Below are 19,046 nucleotides of genomic sequence, written 5' to 3'. Positions count from 1 at the left end.
ACGCGAACCCGACTGAACATCCCGCCGGCCATGGCGTGGCCGAAGACAGGTCGGTCGCTGCGCGCTGCTCTCGACAAACTGCCAGGACGAAGATGATACGCCAAGGAAGCCTATAGCGGGCGATTAAATAAGACAGCAATGCTGTCCTAAATTTATGACAGAATTGGAAACCCCGCACAAGACCGTTTCGTAAAAATCTTGAGGCGTCCGCGAACGAAAATTGCGTGACCCGCCGCGATCCTGAAATTATTTGCCGATGCCATCCGCCGCGCGCCTTTGGCTTCATGGATTTTTTGCCGCCTGGCTCTTGCGGCTTCGCGCCCAAACCCATCAATGTCGCGGCGAATTTCTTGTTCCCTCATCCAGGCAGATACATCCATGTTTTTCGCTTCCGACAATTGGGCCGGCGCCCACCCGAAGATTGCGGCCGGCCTTGCCGATAACGCCGCCGGCTTTTCCACCGCCTATGGCGACGGCGATCTCGACCGTGCCGTCTACGAGCGTTTCAGCGAGATTTTTGAGCGGGAAGTCGCGGTGTTTTTCGTGGCGACCGGCACGGCAGCCAATTCGCTGTCACTGGCCACCTACAACAAGACCGGCGGCTTTTCGCTGTGCCACCGCGAATCGCATGTCATGGAAGACGAATGCGGCGCCCCGGGATTCTTCATGGGCGGATCGCGGCTGCTGCCCGTCGACGGCGCGCTCGGACGGATCGACCCGAAGAAGTTGGAACAGGCGCTGAACCGCCTCGCCCCGGAAGTCGTCCACACCGGCCGCCCGGCCGCGATCACGATCACCCAGTCGACGGAAAGCGGAACGGTCTACAGCCTCGACGCCATCGACGAAATCTCGGCGCTCGCCAAGAAGCATAAGTTGCCGCTGCACATGGACGGAGCGCGCTTCGCCAACGCGATGGTCTCGCTGGGAACGACGCCCGCCGAAATGACCTGGAAGCGCGGCGTCGATATTCTGTCCTTCGGCGGCACCAAGAACGGTTGCTGGTGCGCCGAGGCGGTGGTGCTTTTCGACCTCGACAAGGCCAGGGAATTGACCTTCCTGCGCAAGCGCGCCGCGCAGCTTTTTTCGAAATCGCGCTTCATCGCCGCCCAGTTCGACGCCTATTTCAAGGACGACCTATGGCTCGAGACCGCCCGCCATGCCAATGCCATGGCGGCGCGCCTTGCAGCAGCAATCGAGAATTCCTCCGCCGCCCGGCTGGCCTGGCAACCGCAGGCGAACGAAGTGTTCGCGGTGTTGAAAAAGAAAAATGCCGAAAAGATGCTGGTGGCAGGGGCCGCCTTCTACGATTGGCACGCGCCGGCTGGCTTCGAAGGCCCGCTCGGGGAAGACGAGGGCCTCTATCGTTTTGTCGCAAGCTTTGCCACGACAGCCGACGATGTCGACAAGCTCGGCCATCTGCTCGCCAATTAAGAAAAGAGGGCGGCGCATCGCTGCGCCACCCTCTCGTCTCGGGAGGAGACGGTGGTATTCGTTACGCGGCTGCCTTGGCCTCGATCTGCTTGGCCTTCGCCGGGGTCGAAGTGATCGCGATCTTGCGCGGCTTCAGCTCCTCGGGAATGTTGCGCTTGAGATCGACGTAAAGCAGGCCGTTCTTCAGCGCTGCGCCGGTGATGTCGACATGGTCGGCAAGCTGGAACCGGCGCTCGAACGCGCGGCTGGCGATGCCGCGATAAAGCAGTTCGCTGCCCTCGTCGTCGGCCTCTTCCTTGCGCTCGCCCTTGACGGTCAGCACATTGCGGTGCGCTTCGATCGAAATCTCGTCTTCCGAAAAACCCGCTACCGCCATCGAAATCCGATAGGCGTCCTCGCCGGTCTTCTCGATGTTGTAGGGCGGATAGGTCTGCGCGCCGCCATCGGGCTGAGCCAGCGAATCGAGAATCGTAAACAGCCGGTCAAAGCCGACGGTCGAGCGATAAAGTGGGGAAAAATCAACATGACGCATGGTCTGTTCTCCTGGTGAGCAACATGGTTTGCGATTGGTCTTGGCCGAACCCGTCAACGGCGTTTCGGCTGGACCAGCGGCCCCTATAGCGGCTGCCGCAGGAGACATTTGGGGGGCGCCAAGCGCCTTTTCAAGATTTCCCCGACAGCAAAATTCCCGACAGGCGCGCGCCTTCGATGAACGGCGAATGAACCACTGCTTCGGGTTGCGTTCAGCGGGACCGCGCTAGATTGGCCTCGACATCAACGAACAAGCGGTGCCGCAAACCACCGCGAAGAGGCCGGTCCGGGTGTAACGTCCCTTCCCCTGGATCGACAGAGGCCGGAAGCGCACCGCAGGTCGCTTCCGGCCTTGCTTGTCTGGCACTGTGAGCGAGCGTCGGGATAACCCGAAAACCGGCAACCCCTTTCGGTCCGACGCTCAAAGTCCATTTGCTTTTGGCTGGTTTGCTTTCTATCACCATGGCAGGCCTGTCGACGCACAGGCGCAGATGCCAGCCGAAGCGTTGAATGACGGACATTTTCCACGAAATCCCCGGCAATCCGACGCCCAAGAAAGCGACAACCGGCTTTCTCACCGCGCGTGACGGGAAAAAAATCCGCTACGCGCATTTCGCAGCCACCGGCCGCCCGATGAAGGGAACCGTGGTCATCCTTCCCGGCCGCAACGAATGCATCGAGAAATATTTCGAGACGATCCGCGATCTGTCCGGCAGGGGGCTGGGCAGCGCCCTGATCGATTGGCGCGGGCAAGGTGATTCAGATCGCCTGGTACGCGACCGCCAACGCGGCCATGTAAGGCGTTTTTCGGATTACGCCGACGATCTCGAACAATTCTTCGAGGAAATCGTGCTGCCCGACTGTCGCGGCCCCTACTATATCCTCGCCCATTCGGCCGGAGCGCTGATCGCGCTGCTGGCGGCCCCTTCCATGGTCAACCGGGTTCGCCGCATGGTGCTGATCGCACCGTTCCTGGCATTACCCGGCCAGCGGGTCTCGACAAAGACCATGCGCCGCGTCACGACGGTTCTTTGGCTGCTTGGCCTTGGGCGGCTGTACGCCGCGTGGGGGCCACGCCAAAAGGGCGGGACGCCGTTCGAGGTGAACAAGGTGACGTCCGATCCGGCGCGATATGCGCGCAACACCCTGCTTTACGAAACCTGGCCACAATTGGCGCTCGGCGGGCCGACCATCGGCTGGTTGAGGGCCGCCAGCAAGGCTTCCGGCATCGTGTCTGCTCCAGAGTTCATGGCCGCCATCAACGTCCCCACGCTGGTCATTGCCGCCGGTGCCGATCGGGTCGTCTCGACGCGCGCCGTCGAAGCCTATGCAAGGCGTCTGCGCCTTGGCGCGCTGCTGACCATCGACGGCGCCGCCCATGAAATCCTGCAGGAAGCCGATCTTTACCGCGAGCAGTTTTTCGCCGCTTTCGACGCTTTCATACCCGGCACCGACGACGGTACTTTGTAGGCTCAGCCCCGCAACGCGGCCATCGCGGCGGCGTGCAACTCTGGTGTGGCGGCGGCCAGTATATCGCCGCCCTTTTCCGCCGGCCCGCCCTCGAAGGTGGTGATGACGCCGCCCGCCTTCTCGATGATCGGGATCAGCGCGACGATGTCATAGGGTTTCAGGCCGGGGTCGACGACGAGATCGACGCTGCCCGACGCCACCATGGCGAAGGCGTAGCAATCGGTGCCGTAGCGCGCCAGTTGCACCTGGCGCTCGAGATCGTCGTAGATCGCCCTCCCCGCGCCTTTGAACAGCGCCGGCGTCGTGGTGAACAAGGTCGCATCGGCAAGTCGCGTCGTTTTGCGCGTGGCAAGCTTTCGCGGACCGCCCGGTCCCTCATAATGCGAACCGGAGGCGTTGGCGTAGAAAAGCTCGCCCGTGAAGGGTTGCGACATCATGCCGGCGACCGCATCGCCATCCACGGTCAGGCCAACCAGCGTTCCCCACACGGGCAGCCCGGAAATATAGGCGCGCGTGCCGTCGATCGGATCGATGACCCAGACATGCCGGCTGCTGATGTTCTCGCTGCCGTGCTCTTCGCCCAGAATGCCATGATCGGGAAACTCCGCATTGATCAACGCGCGGATGACGCGCTCCGCCTCCCGGTCGGCTTCCGTCACCGGATCGAAGCTGCCCTGCTCCTTGTTGGACACCACGCCCTGCTTTCGAAAACGAGGCAACGTCTCGGCTGCGGCCGCCTGTGCGAGGCGGCGCATGAAATCGGTGGATATATCCAATTCTTGTCTCCTGAATACTGCCGAACGAAGCGCCTTCGGTGTGCCGTGAACGCTCCGACTTGTCTGCGTGAATGATCCGTAAAAGAACTCGCTTATTCCGCGGCCAGCGGCAGATCCAGGAAATAGGCATCGGGCAGCGCCATCAGGTCAGCGCTAAACCGCGCCAGATCGTCAGCCAGCGCGTCGAAGCCGACCGACTTCTGCAAGGTCCGCTCGTTCATGTACAGACCGCGATTGACCTCGATCTGCAAGGCGTGGAGGTGGCGGGCCGGCCGGCCGTAATGCTCGGTAATGAAACCGCCGGCGTAAGGCTTGTTGTGCGCAACGCTGTAGCCCATGGCGGAAAGCATGTTGATCGCCGCGTCGGAAAATGCGGTCGAGGCTGAAGTTCCGAAACGGTCGCCGATGATGAAATCGGGTCGGGCGCCATTGTCGCCGACGCGAATACTGGCGGGCATGGAATGGCAATCGACCAGAACGGCGAAGCCGAAGGCGGCATGCGTCCTCGTCAACAGCCGCTTCAGCGTTTCATGAAAGGGCTTGTAGATCGCCTCGATGCGCTCGACCGCCTCGGCGAGCGGCAGGCGACCGGCATAAATGTCGAGCCCCTCGCCGACCAGCTTCGGCACCGTGCCCAGGCCGCCAGCGACACGCGCGGAGCGGATGTTGCAATAGGAAGGCACCGGCTCCGCGAACATGCGCGGATCGAGTTCCCACGGCTCGCGGTTGACGTCCAGATAAGCGCGCGGGAAATTCGCCGCCAACAGCGGCGCGCCGAGCGGCACGACGCTGCCGAACAACTCGTCGACGTAACAATCCTCCGAACGGCGGATCGCGCTGCGGTCAAGCCGCGCCATGGCGAGGAACCGTTCGGGATAATGGCGGCCGCTATGCGGCGAACTGAAGATGAAGGGAACGCGCTGTTCGGCGCTCGCCCTGATTTCAAAGGGCTGAACGAGCGAAAAATCCTCGGCTGCCGTGTTCAATTGAAGCCTACCCGCCTACATCCAGACACTATCGCCGGACCGTGCCACCTCACCGGGCGCATGTCCAGTTTTTCAACGGCCAGAGCCAGCTTGAAGCGCTTGCCTTCTGGCTCATCATTCACTTGATCTTTACCGTCGGCAATTCATATACAGGATGGTTAACGGGTTCGCGCAGCAGCAACCCTGATCTGTGATTCGGACGGGACATGATGACACGCATTCTTCTGGCGGAAGACGATGACGACATGCGCCGTTTTCTGGTGAAGGCGCTGGAGCGCGCCGGCTACCATGTCAGCGATTTCGACAATGGCGCGAGCGCCTATGAGCGCCTGCGCGAGGAACCCTTCTCGCTGTTGCTGACGGACATCGTCATGCCGGAAATGGACGGGATAGAGCTGGCGCGCCGCGCGACCGAGATCGATCCCGATCTTAAGGTGATGTTCATCACCGGCTTCGCGGCGGTCGCTCTCAACCCGGATTCCAAGGCGCCGAAAGACGCCAAGGTGCTCTCCAAGCCCTTCCATCTTCGCGATCTCGTCAACGAAGTCGAGAAGATGCTGCAGGCCGCTTGAGGTAAGCCGCACCTGAACGGATCGCCGCGCTTCAAGCGCCAGTTTCGATGCATGGCCTTGCCCCGAAACCAGCGGGCACCTTCGGGCGGCATGCATTATTCCATCGCGTTCCAGCCCGCATTTGCGCCAGCCTGACGAACCGCACTTCTTTCCTCTCCGCAGCTATTGACGCATTGCACCAAAAGTGGTGTAAGCCCGGCGTCGGATGGGCGTGTAGCTCAGCGGGAGAGCACTGCATTGACATTGCAGGGGTCACAGGTTCAATCCCTGTCACGCCCACCATCCTTTCAAAGACTTAGCGGTTTCGTATCTTCTCTCCGCACAGAAACCGCACAGAAACTCCCCGCTTTCAGACCTCTGCGGCGTTCTTCTGGAAGTCGACGTGATGGTGGCCATAGACCTTGTCGAGCGTCTTCGCCGACATGCCCAGCGCGCCGGCCGCCTCCCATATATCGATGCCCGCGAACATCATCCACGTAGCCCTGGTGTGGCGAAGGACGTGCGGTGTGATCGGCGGCTGGCCGGTAAACGCCGGATCGAGCCAAGCGTTCTCAACAGCCATTTCCCAAGCCGTTCGCACTGAGGCAACGCCGCGCCCCATGTAGTTGACGACGTGCAGGTAGACCGACACAGGTTCATCAGCCAACCGAGCGGCCTCGTCGCGCGCCATGTCGTCAATCCGCTTCCATCGAGCGAGATGCGAACTGATTCGCTTGCCCAGGCGGACAGGTGGCTGGCGCTTGTTCGTTTCGGAGATGCCCTCCCCGCGTCGGTGCATGACGCAGCGGTCGCTGTCGATCCAGCCGCCGGTGGTGTTTGCCATCCACTGGACATTGAAGATCGCTCCCCGACGAGACCCGGTGTAGAGCCCGAGCAAAATAAATCGTGCCAGGTGGCGATTGATGACAAACCGGTTTCGGCGCCAGCGCGAATGCTCTCGGCGTGTTGCCACATCGCACCATTTTTCTCGGTAAAATCCTAGCGCGCCGGCTAGCAGCATCGCCGCCTCGGAACGGGTTAGCCATCGATCCCGCGCAGGCGGCACGTCCGGCATGGTTACCTCAGGGACTGACGCCAGAGGACCATGCTCCTTGTGCCAGTGATTGATCGCTTTCGATAGGGCGGCAAGTTCCCGTCGGATAGTCCCGGCCTTCACCATCTTGCCCCTCGCCCTTGCGTAGGCTCGACAGGTTTCGCCGCGCACATCGGCCAGCGTTTTCCCTCCCCACCATGGCGCAAGGGCTGCAATGGCGTAGCCGCTACGTTCGGCCGACTTCTGGTGCGGCGCATACTCCCGACCGTAAGCAGTTAGGACTTCGGCGATCGAGAGTTGAGCGAGATCACTTTCGCGGGTGACGGGTTTGAATTTTGCCGCGATGTACTCGCCGAGCCTCTTTTCAGCTCTTGGGCGATCTGCTTCGCCGCAGCCAGTGCGTCTCGTGATCGATCCGTCGCGGATAAGCCAGACTCGTTCTTCGGGGTGGAGGTAGAGCCGTGCTCCTCGTGTGGGTCTAGGCATTTCGTCATCATCCCTCTCATCGCCGAGGGCGTTACAAAATCCGCCCTGCCTATACGCATGATCCTAAGCGTGCCACGCCGGGCTTCCGCTCGCAACGTGGCCGGTGTTATGCGCCCTCGGAAGAACAGATCGCAAGCTTCCCGCAGGGTCAGCGGCGCATCGTCGTATGCGTCGGGGGCGCTCATTCGCCCCTCCCCAACGATTTCAGCGAGGGTTTGGACACGCCTGGAACCAACTCAACTGGATCGCAGTTGGTGGGCTTGAAGGGAGATTGAGCGATGCCCGACCCACGCAAGCCAAATCCAGACCCAGATGTGCCACCGATACCTGGACGCGAACCAAGGCCGATTGATGAGCCGGACCCAGATCGACTGCCGGACGAGGAACCAAATCCGAACCCCGACGAAGTCAGGAAGCCGCCTTTGCAAGGCACGGCAACTCCGCCGCGTCCAGTGCCTGATCCACAGCCGCCGATGCCGCCGGGGCCGATGCCTGACCCCGGTGACCCGGCGCCGATACCGACGAGGTGAAAGGGCGCGCTCATCGTCCTGCCCTCGCGCTGGTCCATATCCACAAGGTGCAGATGGCAAGGCCTACGATAGAGCCGAGAAGCATGCGCTCGACGGGGCGAAGTGGAAGCCGATCTGTGAGTGCCGGACCGGCGATGGCCCCGGCTAGAAGGCCGGCACCACGTAGGATCGATATGGCAAGGTAGAGGCGGATCAGGCGCATTGCGTGCCTCCCCGCTTCTTGACCACCTTCGCGATGTCGCGCGCCAGCCGGTACAGTTCGCGCTCGGCAACGTCGGTAGGCACCGGATCACAAACTTCGAAATCGGACTGATCGAAGACGACTGCGGCGACCTTGACGGCAAAGCCTTCCAGCGTTGTCGCCTTGGTCCGGTGGATTGCCTTCATCAGCCTGACAGCTTCACTATGCTTGGCCATGAATGCTCTACGAACAGGCTCGTATCCAGTCTCTCGGGATATTTCCCGCCACGCCTTTTCGATTTCCGGCGTGAACACATCGAACTCGCCTAACCCGGCATCTTCTCTGGCTTTCGCAAAAACGCGTTGAAGCTTTTTCCATTCCCGCTCCAGCGGCCTGCATTCAGCCTTGACCCGCTCGAACTGCTTGCCGAGTTCGATCAGACGCGCGTCGGGGCGCTCACTGACCTCGAGTAACGCCAAGGCTTCATCCAGGACGCCACCGTCACCAGCGCAATCCAGCGCAAAATCACCATAGCGAGTAAACACTATCACCTTGGCGGCGAAGTCCCGCGCGCTAGTCGATGGAGCCGCCAGCATGCGTTTTTCGAGGCTGTTGCATTCATCGAGCAAACCGTTGGCGACATCCTGTTCGACAGACAGGTCAGCGGCCTGCTCGTACTTTGCCTCGAATTCACGGAATAGGGTCATGATCGGAGAGAGGTCAGCCATTGCGCTGCCTTCCCGTCATGAAGGCGGGGCGAGCATCTTCGAGCGCAGAGACGAGGTCCGATGCGATATTTTCTGCAAGCTCCAGTGTCGTGCCTAAGCTATCCGTAACCGCATCACGGTATTTCCCGTCGCCGACATTGCTGAGCGATGCTGCCGCCCGTTCGCATACGGTAAGCAAAGCGCGAAGCTGATAGCCACGGTTTAGGATTTCCGGCTCGCCAAGGTAGTCGACAGCGGTGAAGGCGCTCATTTCGCACCGCCTTTCGGAGCGAACATTCCGTCCCTGTCAATGAGCTTCTGGCTTCCTGTTTGGATGGCCATCGCGCGAACATCGCCCTGCCCATATGTGGCGATGATAGCGACGTGTGCCGAAGACGCTCCGTCCGCAAACGCGAGCTTTTTCAACTCGCGCAGGTGCCAGATTACCCGTTCTCGGCGCGAAGGCTTCGGGTGATCCACCTCCCACATATTCACGCGGTCCTCCGCATAGACGAGAGGTTCGAATGTGGGCCTTGCTGGCTCAGCAGCAGCTGCCGGAGCGGCTACTGCAACAACAGCGCCGGCCATTGCAGTACCTGTCAGAAAGCGTCTGCGGCTGATTGTAGGCATAGCTTCGGCGGTCGCCCGCCTGGCGTCGGTCGTCTTGTGCATGTCGGTGGTTCCCATCGGTGGATGATGGGTTCATACATACACAGTATGGGTATGCTTAACAACCCCATACTGTGTACATTTATTAGAATTCGACCTAAGCCGTTGTGTCGCTTATCGAATCACATGTCGATCATGGATCGTCTGACGCGCCCGACCACCGGAACGTCGTTGTCGGGGAATATCGGCTCATGGTTCGGATTGGTGGAAACCGGCTCGAAACGATCCGGGCTGGGCCGGTATCGCTTATAGGTGGCGTTGCCGTGCTGGTCTGCGATGACGTAGCAGGCGTTATTCACCAGCCGTTTGTCCTTGCGGTTTACCAGAATAATCGAGTCCGGCGGTGATATGCGATCCATCGAATCGCCATCCACTCTCAAGGCAAACCAGTCGCCGGGCGGGAGATCGGCAACAGCCAGTGTTCGAATGGCCTCGTCAATGAGATCGTCGCGCATCATTACACCAGCGCTGATAGTCGAGATCAGTGGGACGCTTTGAAGCTGTGACGCCGCCTGGTCAAAGAGATCGGCCGGAGATATGCGCAGCGCCTCCGCTATTCGCTCCATCCATTCCTTTGTCAGCTTACGCTCGCCGCGCTCCAGCTTCGTCAGCTGAGACGTGGAAGTGTTCATCCGCGCCGAAAGTTCGTCGCGAGTGAGGCCGGCTCGATCTCGGAAATATCTGATGCGGTTGTCCATATACCCAATATGGGTCAAAACCATCAAAAAAGCCATATCCCAGTCTGTGCAACTGACTTCTTGCTTAACAACCCCATAATGTGTATGTACGGGGAATGAAGCTCTCCCGATACCTCAAAGACAACAAGATCACCGACGCTGAGTTCGCGGCGACGGTCAGCGCAACCCCTTTCGCCGTAGGGAAGTGGAGGCGCGGAGAACGAACGCCGCGCGACTCTTTCATGAGACGGATCGTCAAGGCGACGTGCGGTGCTGTTACCCCGAATGACTTCCTGAATTTTTCGGACGAGGTGGGGTCGGCGAGGTCGGCGGCATGAGCGACATCGACGATGCCATGAATGCCCATCGCGAGGCAGAGATCGACGCTGCCTATGAGGCTTTCGAGGTTTACGCGAGGGCGAAAAGAAAAGCTGACGCCACGCTGACCTTCCCCGCTTGCCACGATGCGGCTCAGGCGTGGGTGCGGTTCGTGAACCTGCACCTGCCCGCCGACCAGAAAATGCCCGAGGTCGCGGCGTGATCCACTACGAGGACGACAAGCCCATGAAGAACGTGACGCCGGCCGAGTTGTCAAAGGCCGAGGCGAAGAAGCTGACGCAAAAGATCAAGACCGCCGTCGACGAATTATGGCCCTTATTTACCAAAGCGCACGAAGGCAAGGCCTGGAAGGCCCTCGGCTACCTGACATGGGAAGCCTATGTCAAAGCCGAGTTCGGGATGGGGCGAAGCCGCGCATACCAGCTTCTCGACAAAGGCGAAGTGATCCAAGCCATAGCCGATGCGACCGGCACAGATGTCCAACGCGTTGGACAAATTTCGGCGCGCGATGTCGAGGCGGTGAAGGACGATTTACCGGCCGTCACCGAGCAGATCAAGGCCAAGGTAGACGCCGGTGAGGTACCGTCAAAGGCGGTTGCCGAAACAGTCGCGGCCGCCCGCGCCGCTAAGGAAAAGGCGAAGGCTGAAAAGACCGCCCAACAGGCAGAGAACGATCGCCAGCGCGAGGAACATGCCGCCGCACTTCCTGATGCGATCAAACAACGTGAGCAGGCCAAGGCAGAGGCCATCGCTGCCCGAAAGGTCAAACCCGCCGACGCCGACGCGCTAACCGCCGAGAACGAGGAACTACGGGAGGCGAACGCGGCGCTCGAAACTGAACTGGCGGCGGTGAAAGCCGACAATGCCAATTGGGAAGGCATGCGCGTCCAGTTTGAGTTAGGCGGCTTCGAAAAGGTCATCGCCGGCAAGGACGAGGAAATCCGAGTCCTTGAAACCCGTCTCTATCGCGAGAGCGCCGACAAGGCATCATGGATGCGGCTCTCCAAATATTGGCAGGAAGAGGCGAAGAAACTCGGCTTCTCCAATGACACGGTCATCGACATCGAAACCGGCGAGGTCGTTGATGGTTGATGTCGCCAAGCTCATTGAACGCATCCGGGTCAACGGCGCCAACGTCATCATCGACGCCGGCAAGCTGCGGATCATCAACAGCAAGAAACTGCCGGATGGCGCACTCGACTTCATCAAGCAGCACGGCAAGGACATCGCCGGCTTCATCGAGCAGGAAGCCGAGGCCGACGAACGGGCCGCGATCATCGAGTTTGACGGCGGGCTAACGCGCCCGGCCGCTGAATACCTCACCCGCCTGCTTCTTTCATCTGCCCCGCACGGTGTCGTGCCGGCTGACTGGACCTGGTTCGTCGGCAAGGCCGCGAAGATCATGGACGCTGCACCTCTGCGGAGGGCTGCATGAAAGCGGTTGTCCTTCGCCCCTACCAAACAGAAGCCGAGGAAAAGTTGCGCGACCGCATTCGGGCGGGATACCGGCGCATCATTCTCGTTGCTCCGACCGCCTTTGGGAAAACCGAAACCGCGCTCGACCTCATCATCCGCAGTCAGGAAAAAGGTGCCGTTGCGTGGTTCATCGTAGACCGCGTGACGCTGGTCAATCAAACGAGCGATCGGTTTCGCGACTATGGCATCGATCATGGCGTCGTGCAGGGCCAAAACAACGAACGCTATGCGCCGGAAAAGAACGTCCAGATATGGAGCGCGCAGACCCTCGCCAGGCGTGAGATCGAAACAGAGCCCGACCTGATTTTTGTGGATGAGGCGCACAGCCAGTACAAAGCAGTGATCGAACTGATCGGCCGCTGCAAGCGTGCCAAAATCATCGGTTTGACTGCAACGCCATTCGCGGCGGGCATGGCGGAAAATTGGGACTGCATTGTCAACGGTGCGACGGTCAACTTCTTGCTCAGTCAGGGTTGGCTCACGCCCCTCAAGATCAAGGCATGCGTCTCACCCGACATGAAGGGCGCGAAAAAGAAATTCGACGGCGAGTACGAGGAAGAAGAGGCCGGGCAGCGCGGCATCACGATCATCGGCGACGTGGTGCAGACATGGATCCAGCAGACGGCCAAGTTCTTCGGCGGGCCGGTCAAAACCCTCGTTTTCTCACCATCGGTCAGGCACGGCGAGGAACTGTGCCGCCAGTTTGCCGAGGCCGGCTACAATTTCCAACAGATCAGCTACCTGGACAAATCCGACAAGGATCGCGCCGATAAGATTGCGGAATTCCGCAAGCCTGACAGTGCCATTCACGGTCTGGTTTCGTGCGCGGTGCTGACGAAAGGTTTTGACGTACCGGACGTGATGTGCGGCATTTCCTGTCGCCCTTATGCGAAGTCGTTTTCCTCCCATATACAGGAACTCGGTCGCGTGATGCGCATCGCGCCCGGCAAGGAGTTTGGATTGTGGCTGGACCATTCCGGCAACTGCATCTCCTTCGCCGATGACGCCGCATGGCTCTATGAATACGGCGTCGACAGCCTGTCCGAGGCGCAGAAGAAGGACAGTGAGGCGCGCGAGCCAGCAGAACGTATGAAGTCCAAGCACTTCTGCGGCGATTGCGGCATGCAGATGGATCCCGCCTCATTCGTCTGCCAGTCCTGCGGCTGGGAACGTCCAAAGCGCGGAGAAATCCAGACCGTCGAAGGCGAGTTGATCGACTTCGAAATGAGTACCAAGGCGGCGTTCCAACCACGTGCTGGCCTGCATGCCGAGTGCCTGAAGAACCCCCGGACTATCTGGAATGCTGCCCTCGCATACTGCTTTGCGCATGGCCGTGGCGGGCCAGAGAAATCCCGGAAGTGGGCTTATGGCATATGGGCCGGCATCTACCCGAACAGCAAGCTTCCTTACGGCCTGTTTGATGCGGTTTGCCAATCTGACACCGTCAAGGTCGATGAGTGGAGCCTGATCGAGCGTGAGGTGAAGCGCTTCCGCAAGTGTCACAAGCCCGGTCAGCGGAGGGCGGCATGAACGTCGATCAAGCCATAGTGCAGGCATGCGGGGACGTAGGCATTTACCCGCCGAAGAATACCGGGTTCGGCAAATGGCTCAACACCGACACGCTCGCCGGAAAGAGCGGCAAGGGCGATGGTCGCGTGATTGTCCAGGAGCATTTCGTCACCGCGTGGAACTGGCAGACAGGCGAGAAGTCGACCGTCAGCCTGCGGGATGGCTTGTCGGCCAAAGAGCAGCGAGCCGTGGCACAGAGTGTCGCTTGGTCGAAGGTCAAGGCCGAGAAGGACGCGGCGCGCGCCGTCGGCATGGCGCAGGCCCTGATCGGGGCGGCAACCCTCGCGCAGCACCCATATCTCGCCGCCAAGGGCTTCCGCGACGAACAGGTCATGGTCGTGAAGGCCGCCACGGTGCGCGAGGTGGTCGGCGACTATATCGTCCCGGCCGGGGCCAGTAGCGCAATCCTGATCCCCGCGCGCCGCGCCGGAAAAGTGACCAGCGCGCAACTCATATGGGAGGACGGGACCAAGAAATTCCTGTTCGGCGGTGAGATCGGCGGAGCTGGTCATCGCATCGCCTCCGGTGCTTGCACGTGGCTTTGCGAAGGCTATGCGACGGGCCTTTCGCTACGCGCGGCCCTGAAAGGGCTTGGCATGCAATCGACGATCCTGTGCTGCTTCTCGGCGTCAAATATCGTCGCCGTAGCGCGACAGGTTCGTGGCCGATCATTCGTGGCCGCCGACAATGACAAGCCCCTGGAGCAGTTCGGCGGGCTCGGAACAGGCGAACACTATGCCCGGCTGACTGACCTATCCTACAGCATGCCGCCGGCGGTCGGGACGGACTTCAACGACATGCACCAGCACGATGGCATCTTTGCTGTCCAGCGCGTGTTGACCGCCGTCATGGCAGGAAGGAGCACGGCATGAAAGCCGAATTGGACCGCTCGAAGGCATCCTTCAAGCTCGATCTCGTAGAAACCGCGAACGCCGACCCTGCGCTCAACCCGGCCGATCTGAAGGTGCTGGCAGCGTACGTTGCCGTCATGGCGTGGCCTTCATGCAAGGCGTGGCTGGCCGCTGCGCAAGCCATGGCAATGACTGGCCTGAGCGATCGTCAGTTTGAGAAAAGCCGTGTTCGGCTGCTCGGGAAAAATCCCGCTGGACGCGCCTATCTTGTCGCCGCACGGCAATCCCGATCAGTGTCAACCTACGTGCTGATCAACCCATGGAGAGACGAAGCTAGGGCCCACGTCGAAGCGATGCACGCCTATCACAAGGAGGTCGCGCGCCTGAAAAAGGCCCGTCAGCGCGCGGCTTTGTCCCCGAAGAATGTTCAGGGACAAATACCCCCTCGTCCCCGAACTGAGTTCGGTCCTGTCCCCGAAAAGAATTCGGACAATACCCCCTTAATGATTACCCCAAGAGAAGAAGGGGCCGTGAAAGATAATCCTCACGGTTCGAACGTGGTGCCTTTCAACAACCCGAGGAAGGCATCATGACCCTTCGCCCCATCTACCCGATCAACACCAGCGACCTGACACCGACCACCTGCAGCTTCAGCTCAAAGCGCTATTCTGTCTTCGGCGAGCAGCCCCGCTTTTTCGCAGAAGTCGAGGAAATGCGGCTTCGCTTGGTCCGGTTTTATATGCCCAGCTTTGGCGGACTCAATCGATTTGCCCGCGACATATGCGAATGGATGATCAGCATCGTTGGGATAGCCGCCGATAATTGCGGCAGCCTCTTCCATGGTTGTGATCGGGCTCACGCCCAACTCGCCGTCCTTCACCCACACGGTAGTCGTGAACCTCATGGCTTCCTCCTTGGTCTGATTTACGCGCCGCGTAAACGCGCATCTCGGCAGGAGGTTGCATGACTATCGCAGAGCGCAAGGCGCGTGAAGCCTACGACCGCGAGAACCCATGGCGGCCAATGTCCGAGGCCAAGCCGGACGGCACGGTCTGCGAGTTGCTGTTCAACGACATGGCCGGGAATTTCACCTGCGAGGACCATCGATATTTCCTCGACCACGACGGCGACTGGTATCGGATCGATCCACCGGCCCGCGTCTTCCCATGGCCTTCATCTATGAACTGGCGACCCGCATTCGCCAAGATTACGCCGGAGCGCCGGCACTACCTCAAGAAACAGGTTGAGCGAGCATGACGAAGGCGAAGCAGGAACCAGAGATCAAGCCTGGCATCCGTATCGACGGTGCGAACCGCCGTGACCTGAATAAGGAGCGAGTGGCGGGGCGCATGGCGGGCGTCGTGAAGCCACCGCGCCCAACGGCCCAGATTGAGGCCGACCGAAGGGCACAGCGAAAGGTCGACGAGCGCGCGCATCGGCTGACGGCCAAGCTCCAGCGGGAAGACGGCGGCAAGGAAGGAACCAAGCTTGCGAAGGTCAAGGTCAAGATTTCAGCAGAGCGCAGCGAACGCCAGACGATCAGGTGCCGGCCTGGCACATTCGACTGGCGCTATGGCCGAGACAAGCAGGACGCGCTGTTCCATGCTGGCAATCACTTCGCTCGACTATGGGAACGGGCCGGTACTGCCGCTGCGTGCTCTCCATCCATGGACGGTGCTAGCGGCGCTGCATGGCGTGGGATGCCCGATGGACGGGTTGCCGCGATTGATGTTCTGAATGCCGCTTCGTTTGAACTTGGCAGGATGCCGCTATCCCGGCTCATCGACTATTGCGTCAACGGGCTGACATCAGCAGAAATCGCCCGGAAGCACGGTCAGAAGGAACGCGACATGGCCCCGGTCCTGCATCAGGACCTGCGGGCTTGTGCAATGCATTTCCTCTACCTGTGAACATCCGACAGTTTCGGTAGCGAAATGAATTGACCTTCACGCGCGAAACCCCTATACAGATGTTCATGCGCGGAATTGCGCCGGTGACCCGCCCCACGAGGCGGGTTTTTTGTTGGGCTGAGACTAGGGCATTGACTTTAGCACAGATCAACCTCAAGCGTGGCTGCAGCGAAACCCTTGGAATAGTCGCCCATGGCGGGGTACCAGCCGCTCCCTTGAGGACCGCCTGCCCACGCGATGCGCTTGTTCGCCATATGCCACTTGTCGAACTTTGCATCCGCAAGTGCCGCATATTCTGGCAACTCGCATAGCACATTTAACCAGGGGTCGGCAGCCCAAACTCCGATTGCTGCAGAACTCTCGGCCAATGAGCCGATCGTTCTGCCATCCAGTTGAGAGCATTTTGCACGAGGGCCTACCACGCAGAAAATGTGGTCCGCTGGAGCCACTAAGCTAGCCAGAGCGATGGATGGCGGCTGGCTTTTTCCAAGGTACGACCAAGCGCTCGCAGCAGCCATCAGGGCGAGTTCGTGGCAGTTAGAGGCAGAGGCCTTTACCTTAATTAGCAATTCTCCAAACACTAGGGCTCCAAATTTTTTCTGAGATTGGAAAGCCCTAATTTTTGAAAGCGTATCATTTGCACTAAGAAGCTTATTCTCTCTCGTCTCTTCAATTTCATCTAATGTGAAACCGATATCTATCGGTTTATAGTTGTGTAGATTGGCTCTGTAATCAGAAGAGTCTTTGAGGTGTAGTTTGTTGACGGATTTGTACCCCCCTTCATATATTGATCTTGCCTCTTGGAACCCCGCCCGAGCGGCTGCGGCGTATTGCATAGCGGCATCTCCTTCCTGAAGAATGGAGGCAGAAAACCACCAATGTCCCGAACCGGCAAGCAAAAGCGCTTCGTCCACCATGGCTCGTAACGCCCATCCAGTTTCAGGAGGTCGCCAACCTCGCCAAGAGGCCGGCAGCGTGTCGAGATACGGGATCAAGTCGTCAGCGAGAGCGGCACCAAAGCCTTTCTCAATTGGGCCATGGTGGCAACGTCCAACATGGAAGGTTGAGACCCACCGTTTCGATACTTCGACCAAATTGCAGCCGCCTTATCGAAGTCTTCTGGTCTGTCACCCAGCCGCAGGTCCTTAGCCAGAGCTTCAACCAGCTCGGCATATCTTCTTCGATCCAAGCGGGCGTATCGTCCACGCGTTCTCCCATCAACGGATGGTGAGGACGCGATGGCCTCGATATGGTCCCGTATGGCGTTCCAGTCGTCTTGTAACCGTTCCCGTGTAGCCTCGACTGCCATCGTGTAGACTTTGGCTTCAGTTTGGTTGGGCGTGCCTCCCGTAAACTCTTGCAGGGTGCCAACGTTGTTCATCGTCGAGCTTAGCAAGGATTCGAAAAGCTGCAGTCTGGATCGAAAGTCGGCAAGCGATGCGTCAACTTTCGCCTTGTGATCAAGGACGAGTTGGTTCGATGCCGCCAGAGCTGCATTGAGTTCCCTCACCCTGTTTCCAACCAGCTTTGCGCCAACCAGAATGCCCGCGACCACTGCAGCTATTGTCAGAACCGACGATATAATGATCGCTTGCGGTGCAGTAATTGACGCCCACATACCCATTCCCCCAACAACCAATGCCTCTGGCCGACAAGCATAGCATCGTTCAGCAGGATAGAGCAGCCCGGTAGCTCGCATGGCTCATAACCCAGAGGTTAGCGGTTCGAATCCGCTTCCTGCAACCAGTTCAAGTCGGCCGGATAGGTTCGTACGCGCTAAGCCAGTGACCCCGACGAAAAAGGCCGAGCACGAATGCCCGGCCAAAAATGAAGGTTTAAAACCTCCAGAGGGGAACACGCGGGTCACAATGGGAGGAGAATGACCAGCGTCCAACGCAGATAGGCATTCGCTGCACCGGTTCAATGATCCTGCTTGGTCCATGTGCTGAGTTCGATGGAGCCAACCTCCTATGCCGAGCAAGCCACCAGTTCACCGTCCTTCAGGCACAGGCGACAGGAAGCATGGCTCGTAACGCCTACTACCGATCTGAGCATTGGCTAAAGCTTCGGGCCGCAGCCATCCGTCGAGATGGTGGCAGATGCACAGTGCCAGGCTGCACCGCCAAGGGCAAGGCCGGCCTGCAACTCACACAGGCGCAGCAGCAGCTTGCGGCGCTGGATAAGCAAGTCGCGGGGCTCATCAACATCAACGACAGCGTGCTTACCGTCGCGCAGGCCATTGCGAGCCTCAGTGCGGCGCTCGGTGCTCGTGATACAGCGCTTCAGGACCAGATCAACGCAGCGAGGGACGCGGGCCAGACCGCCGATCCGTTCGTCACGTCGCTGTACAAGTCGGTTCTGAACCGTTCGCCGGATGCGGAAGGTGCTGCTTATTACACGGCCTTCCTCAAAGCCGGCATGTCGCAGGAAGACTTGCGGGCCAAGTTCATCGCCAATGCCCAGCCCGAAATCGACAGGGGTTATCCGCAGTTCGCATCGGGCGGCGATCACATGGGCGGACTGCGCATTGTTGGTGAGCGCGGGCCGGAACTTGAAGCAACGGGCGCATCTCGCATCTTCAATGCCAGGGATACCGAACGGATGTTGCGGCAGTCGTTTGCGCCATCCCACGCGCCCAGCAACGACAATTCCGGGGCCGAACTGGTCAAGGAACTCCAGGCCGTGCGTGCGCAGTTGGAGAGGCTGGAGCGCGGCCAGAGCCAGACCACCGCCGCCGTCGGCGCATCCGGTGCTGCGATCACTGGTGCCGTCGAGCGTGGCAACGAAATCAATAAAGATACCGGGTCGGCAATGAAGCGTGTCGCGTCTCGTTCATAAACTCAGGAGCCAAC

Annotated in this window: 24 protein-coding genes and 2 tRNA genes; 14 read left to right on the top strand and 12 right to left on the bottom strand. The window is 59.9% G+C overall.

All coding sequences use genetic code 11. From position 1 onward, the window contains the following. Positions 1-378 precede the first annotated feature (378 nt). The gene (locus ACX3P0_RS12380; RefSeq protein WP_459088848.1) at positions 379-1,431 is read left to right on the top strand and encodes a threonine aldolase family protein; all 1,053 of its coding nucleotides are present in this window, start codon (positions 379-381) and stop codon (positions 1,429-1,431) included. A 61-nt stretch (positions 1,432-1,492) separates the two neighbouring features. On the opposite strand, the gene ACX3P0_RS12375 is transcribed toward ACX3P0_RS12380, so the two are convergent. After that, complete coding sequence (locus tag ACX3P0_RS12375) at positions 1,493-1,963, bottom strand: Hsp20 family protein (RefSeq protein ID WP_459088846.1); 471 nt, start codon at positions 1,961-1,963, stop codon at positions 1,493-1,495. Positions 1,964-2,472: 509 nt separating this feature from the next. On the opposite strand from ACX3P0_RS12375, the gene ACX3P0_RS12370 reads away from it, so the two are divergent. Next, entirely contained in the window at positions 2,473-3,432 is a 960-nt protein-coding gene (locus tag ACX3P0_RS12370) for an alpha/beta fold hydrolase (protein WP_459088844.1), read from the top strand. Between the two features lie 2 nt (positions 3,433-3,434). Here ACX3P0_RS12370 and hisN read toward each other — a convergent pair whose 3' ends face one another. Both hisN and ACX3P0_RS12360 read right to left on the bottom strand, forming a co-directional pair. Then, a complete protein-coding gene (gene hisN / locus ACX3P0_RS12365) occupies positions 3,435-4,208 on the bottom strand; it encodes a histidinol-phosphatase (RefSeq protein ID WP_459088842.1) in 774 nt (257 codons plus the stop codon). Between the two features lie 92 nt (positions 4,209-4,300). Next, positions 4,301-5,194, bottom strand: a complete 894-nt coding sequence (locus ACX3P0_RS12360) for an N-formylglutamate amidohydrolase (RefSeq protein WP_459088840.1) — start codon at positions 5,192-5,194, stop codon at positions 4,301-4,303. A 209-nt stretch (positions 5,195-5,403) separates the two neighbouring features. Here ACX3P0_RS12360 and cpdR point away from each other — a divergent pair, with 209 nt between their 5' ends. Both cpdR and ACX3P0_RS12350 read left to right on the top strand, forming a co-directional pair. Further along, a complete protein-coding gene (gene cpdR, locus ACX3P0_RS12355) occupies positions 5,404-5,766 on the top strand; it encodes a cell cycle two-component system response regulator CpdR (RefSeq protein WP_459078236.1) in 363 nt (120 codons plus the stop codon). Between the two features lie 207 nt (positions 5,767-5,973). Continuing rightward, positions 5,974-6,048: transfer RNA gene (locus ACX3P0_RS12350), tRNA-Val, on the top strand. A 67-nt stretch (positions 6,049-6,115) separates the two neighbouring features. Here ACX3P0_RS12350 and ACX3P0_RS12345 read toward each other — a convergent pair. From ACX3P0_RS12345 to ACX3P0_RS12320, 6 genes are all read right to left on the bottom strand, one after another. Beyond that, positions 6,116-7,285, bottom strand: coding sequence for a tyrosine-type recombinase/integrase (locus ACX3P0_RS12345; RefSeq protein ID WP_459088838.1), 1,170 nt, complete (start codon positions 7,283-7,285; stop codon positions 6,116-6,118). A gap of 540 nt (positions 7,286-7,825) precedes the next feature. Then, complete coding sequence (locus tag ACX3P0_RS12340; protein WP_459088836.1) at positions 7,826-8,017, bottom strand: hypothetical protein; 192 nt, start codon at positions 8,015-8,017, stop codon at positions 7,826-7,828. Beyond that, the gene (locus ACX3P0_RS12335) at positions 8,008-8,724 is read right to left on the bottom strand and encodes a hypothetical protein (RefSeq protein WP_459088834.1); all 717 of its coding nucleotides are present in this window, start codon (positions 8,722-8,724) and stop codon (positions 8,008-8,010) included. Before ACX3P0_RS12335 ends, ACX3P0_RS12340 begins: the two co-directional genes overlap by 10 nt. After that, a complete protein-coding gene (locus ACX3P0_RS12330; protein WP_459088832.1) occupies positions 8,717-8,974 on the bottom strand; it encodes a hypothetical protein in 258 nt (85 codons plus the stop codon). The genes ACX3P0_RS12335 and ACX3P0_RS12330 overlap by 8 nt, the downstream gene beginning before the upstream one ends. After that, complete coding sequence (locus ACX3P0_RS12325; protein ID WP_459088830.1) at positions 8,971-9,375, bottom strand: twin-arginine translocation signal domain-containing protein; 405 nt, start codon at positions 9,373-9,375, stop codon at positions 8,971-8,973. The genes ACX3P0_RS12330 and ACX3P0_RS12325 overlap by 4 nt, the downstream gene beginning before the upstream one ends. A gap of 119 nt (positions 9,376-9,494) precedes the next feature. Next, positions 9,495-10,106, bottom strand: a complete 612-nt coding sequence (locus tag ACX3P0_RS12320) for a LexA family protein (RefSeq protein WP_459088828.1) — start codon at positions 10,104-10,106, stop codon at positions 9,495-9,497. A gap of 277 nt (positions 10,107-10,383) precedes the next feature. On the opposite strand from ACX3P0_RS12320, the gene ACX3P0_RS12315 reads away from it, so the two are divergent. From ACX3P0_RS12315 to ACX3P0_RS12290, 6 genes are read left to right on the top strand one after another with little or no spacing between them, the layout of a single operon-like run. Further along, on the top strand, positions 10,384-10,590 hold the full coding sequence (locus ACX3P0_RS12315) for a hypothetical protein (protein WP_459088826.1): 207 nt from the start codon (positions 10,384-10,386) through the stop codon (positions 10,588-10,590). Continuing rightward, the gene (locus ACX3P0_RS12310) at positions 10,587-11,480 is read left to right on the top strand and encodes a hypothetical protein (protein ID WP_459088824.1); all 894 of its coding nucleotides are present in this window, start codon (positions 10,587-10,589) and stop codon (positions 11,478-11,480) included. Before ACX3P0_RS12315 ends, ACX3P0_RS12310 begins: the two co-directional genes overlap by 4 nt. Beyond that, positions 11,473-11,823, top strand: a complete 351-nt coding sequence (locus ACX3P0_RS12305; RefSeq protein WP_459088822.1) for a hypothetical protein — start codon at positions 11,473-11,475, stop codon at positions 11,821-11,823. The genes ACX3P0_RS12310 and ACX3P0_RS12305 overlap by 8 nt, the downstream gene beginning before the upstream one ends. Next, a complete protein-coding gene (locus tag ACX3P0_RS12300; protein ID WP_459088821.1) occupies positions 11,820-13,394 on the top strand; it encodes a DEAD/DEAH box helicase in 1,575 nt (524 codons plus the stop codon). Before ACX3P0_RS12305 ends, ACX3P0_RS12300 begins: the two co-directional genes overlap by 4 nt. Beyond that, complete coding sequence (locus tag ACX3P0_RS12295) at positions 13,391-14,305, top strand: toprim domain-containing protein (RefSeq protein WP_459088819.1); 915 nt, start codon at positions 13,391-13,393, stop codon at positions 14,303-14,305. The genes ACX3P0_RS12300 and ACX3P0_RS12295 overlap by 4 nt, the downstream gene beginning before the upstream one ends. After that, entirely contained in the window at positions 14,302-14,877 is a 576-nt protein-coding gene (locus ACX3P0_RS12290) for a hypothetical protein (RefSeq protein WP_459088816.1), read from the top strand. Before ACX3P0_RS12295 ends, ACX3P0_RS12290 begins: the two co-directional genes overlap by 4 nt. Positions 14,878-14,939: 62 nt before the next feature. On the opposite strand, the gene ACX3P0_RS12285 is transcribed toward ACX3P0_RS12290, so the two are convergent. Further along, a complete protein-coding gene (locus ACX3P0_RS12285) occupies positions 14,940-15,188 on the bottom strand; it encodes a hypothetical protein (RefSeq protein ID WP_459088814.1) in 249 nt (82 codons plus the stop codon). A gap of 59 nt (positions 15,189-15,247) precedes the next feature. On the opposite strand from ACX3P0_RS12285, the gene ACX3P0_RS12280 reads away from it, so the two are divergent. Both ACX3P0_RS12280 and ACX3P0_RS12275 read left to right on the top strand, forming a co-directional pair. Further along, positions 15,248-15,541, top strand: coding sequence for a hypothetical protein (locus ACX3P0_RS12280; RefSeq protein WP_459088812.1), 294 nt, complete (start codon positions 15,248-15,250; stop codon positions 15,539-15,541). Beyond that, entirely contained in the window at positions 15,538-16,194 is a 657-nt protein-coding gene (locus tag ACX3P0_RS12275; protein WP_459088810.1) for a hypothetical protein, read from the top strand. Before ACX3P0_RS12280 ends, ACX3P0_RS12275 begins: the two co-directional genes overlap by 4 nt. A 137-nt stretch (positions 16,195-16,331) precedes the next feature. On the opposite strand, the gene ACX3P0_RS12270 is transcribed toward ACX3P0_RS12275, so the two are convergent. Both ACX3P0_RS12270 and ACX3P0_RS12265 read right to left on the bottom strand, forming a co-directional pair. Further along, positions 16,332-17,111 (bottom strand): hypothetical protein, encoded by a 780-nt coding sequence (locus ACX3P0_RS12270; protein WP_459088808.1) that lies wholly within the window; start codon positions 17,109-17,111, stop codon positions 16,332-16,334. A 74-nt stretch (positions 17,112-17,185) separates the two neighbouring features. Beyond that, positions 17,186-17,812, bottom strand: coding sequence for a hypothetical protein (locus tag ACX3P0_RS12265; protein ID WP_459088806.1), 627 nt, complete (start codon positions 17,810-17,812; stop codon positions 17,186-17,188). 51 nt (positions 17,813-17,863) lie between these two features. Here ACX3P0_RS12265 and ACX3P0_RS12260 point away from each other — a divergent pair. Continuing rightward, positions 17,864-17,940 (top strand) — tRNA-Met (locus ACX3P0_RS12260). Positions 17,941-18,216: 276 nt separating this feature from the next. Further along, complete coding sequence (locus ACX3P0_RS12255) at positions 18,217-19,032, top strand: DUF4214 domain-containing protein (RefSeq protein ID WP_459088804.1); 816 nt, start codon at positions 18,217-18,219, stop codon at positions 19,030-19,032. Positions 19,033-19,046: the final 14 nt, after the last annotated feature.

This window comes from Mesorhizobium sp. A556 (genome assembly GCF_054489545.1).
The sequence above is the reverse complement of the archived record's forward strand: the minus strand, read 5'-3'. Positions and strand labels throughout refer to the sequence as shown.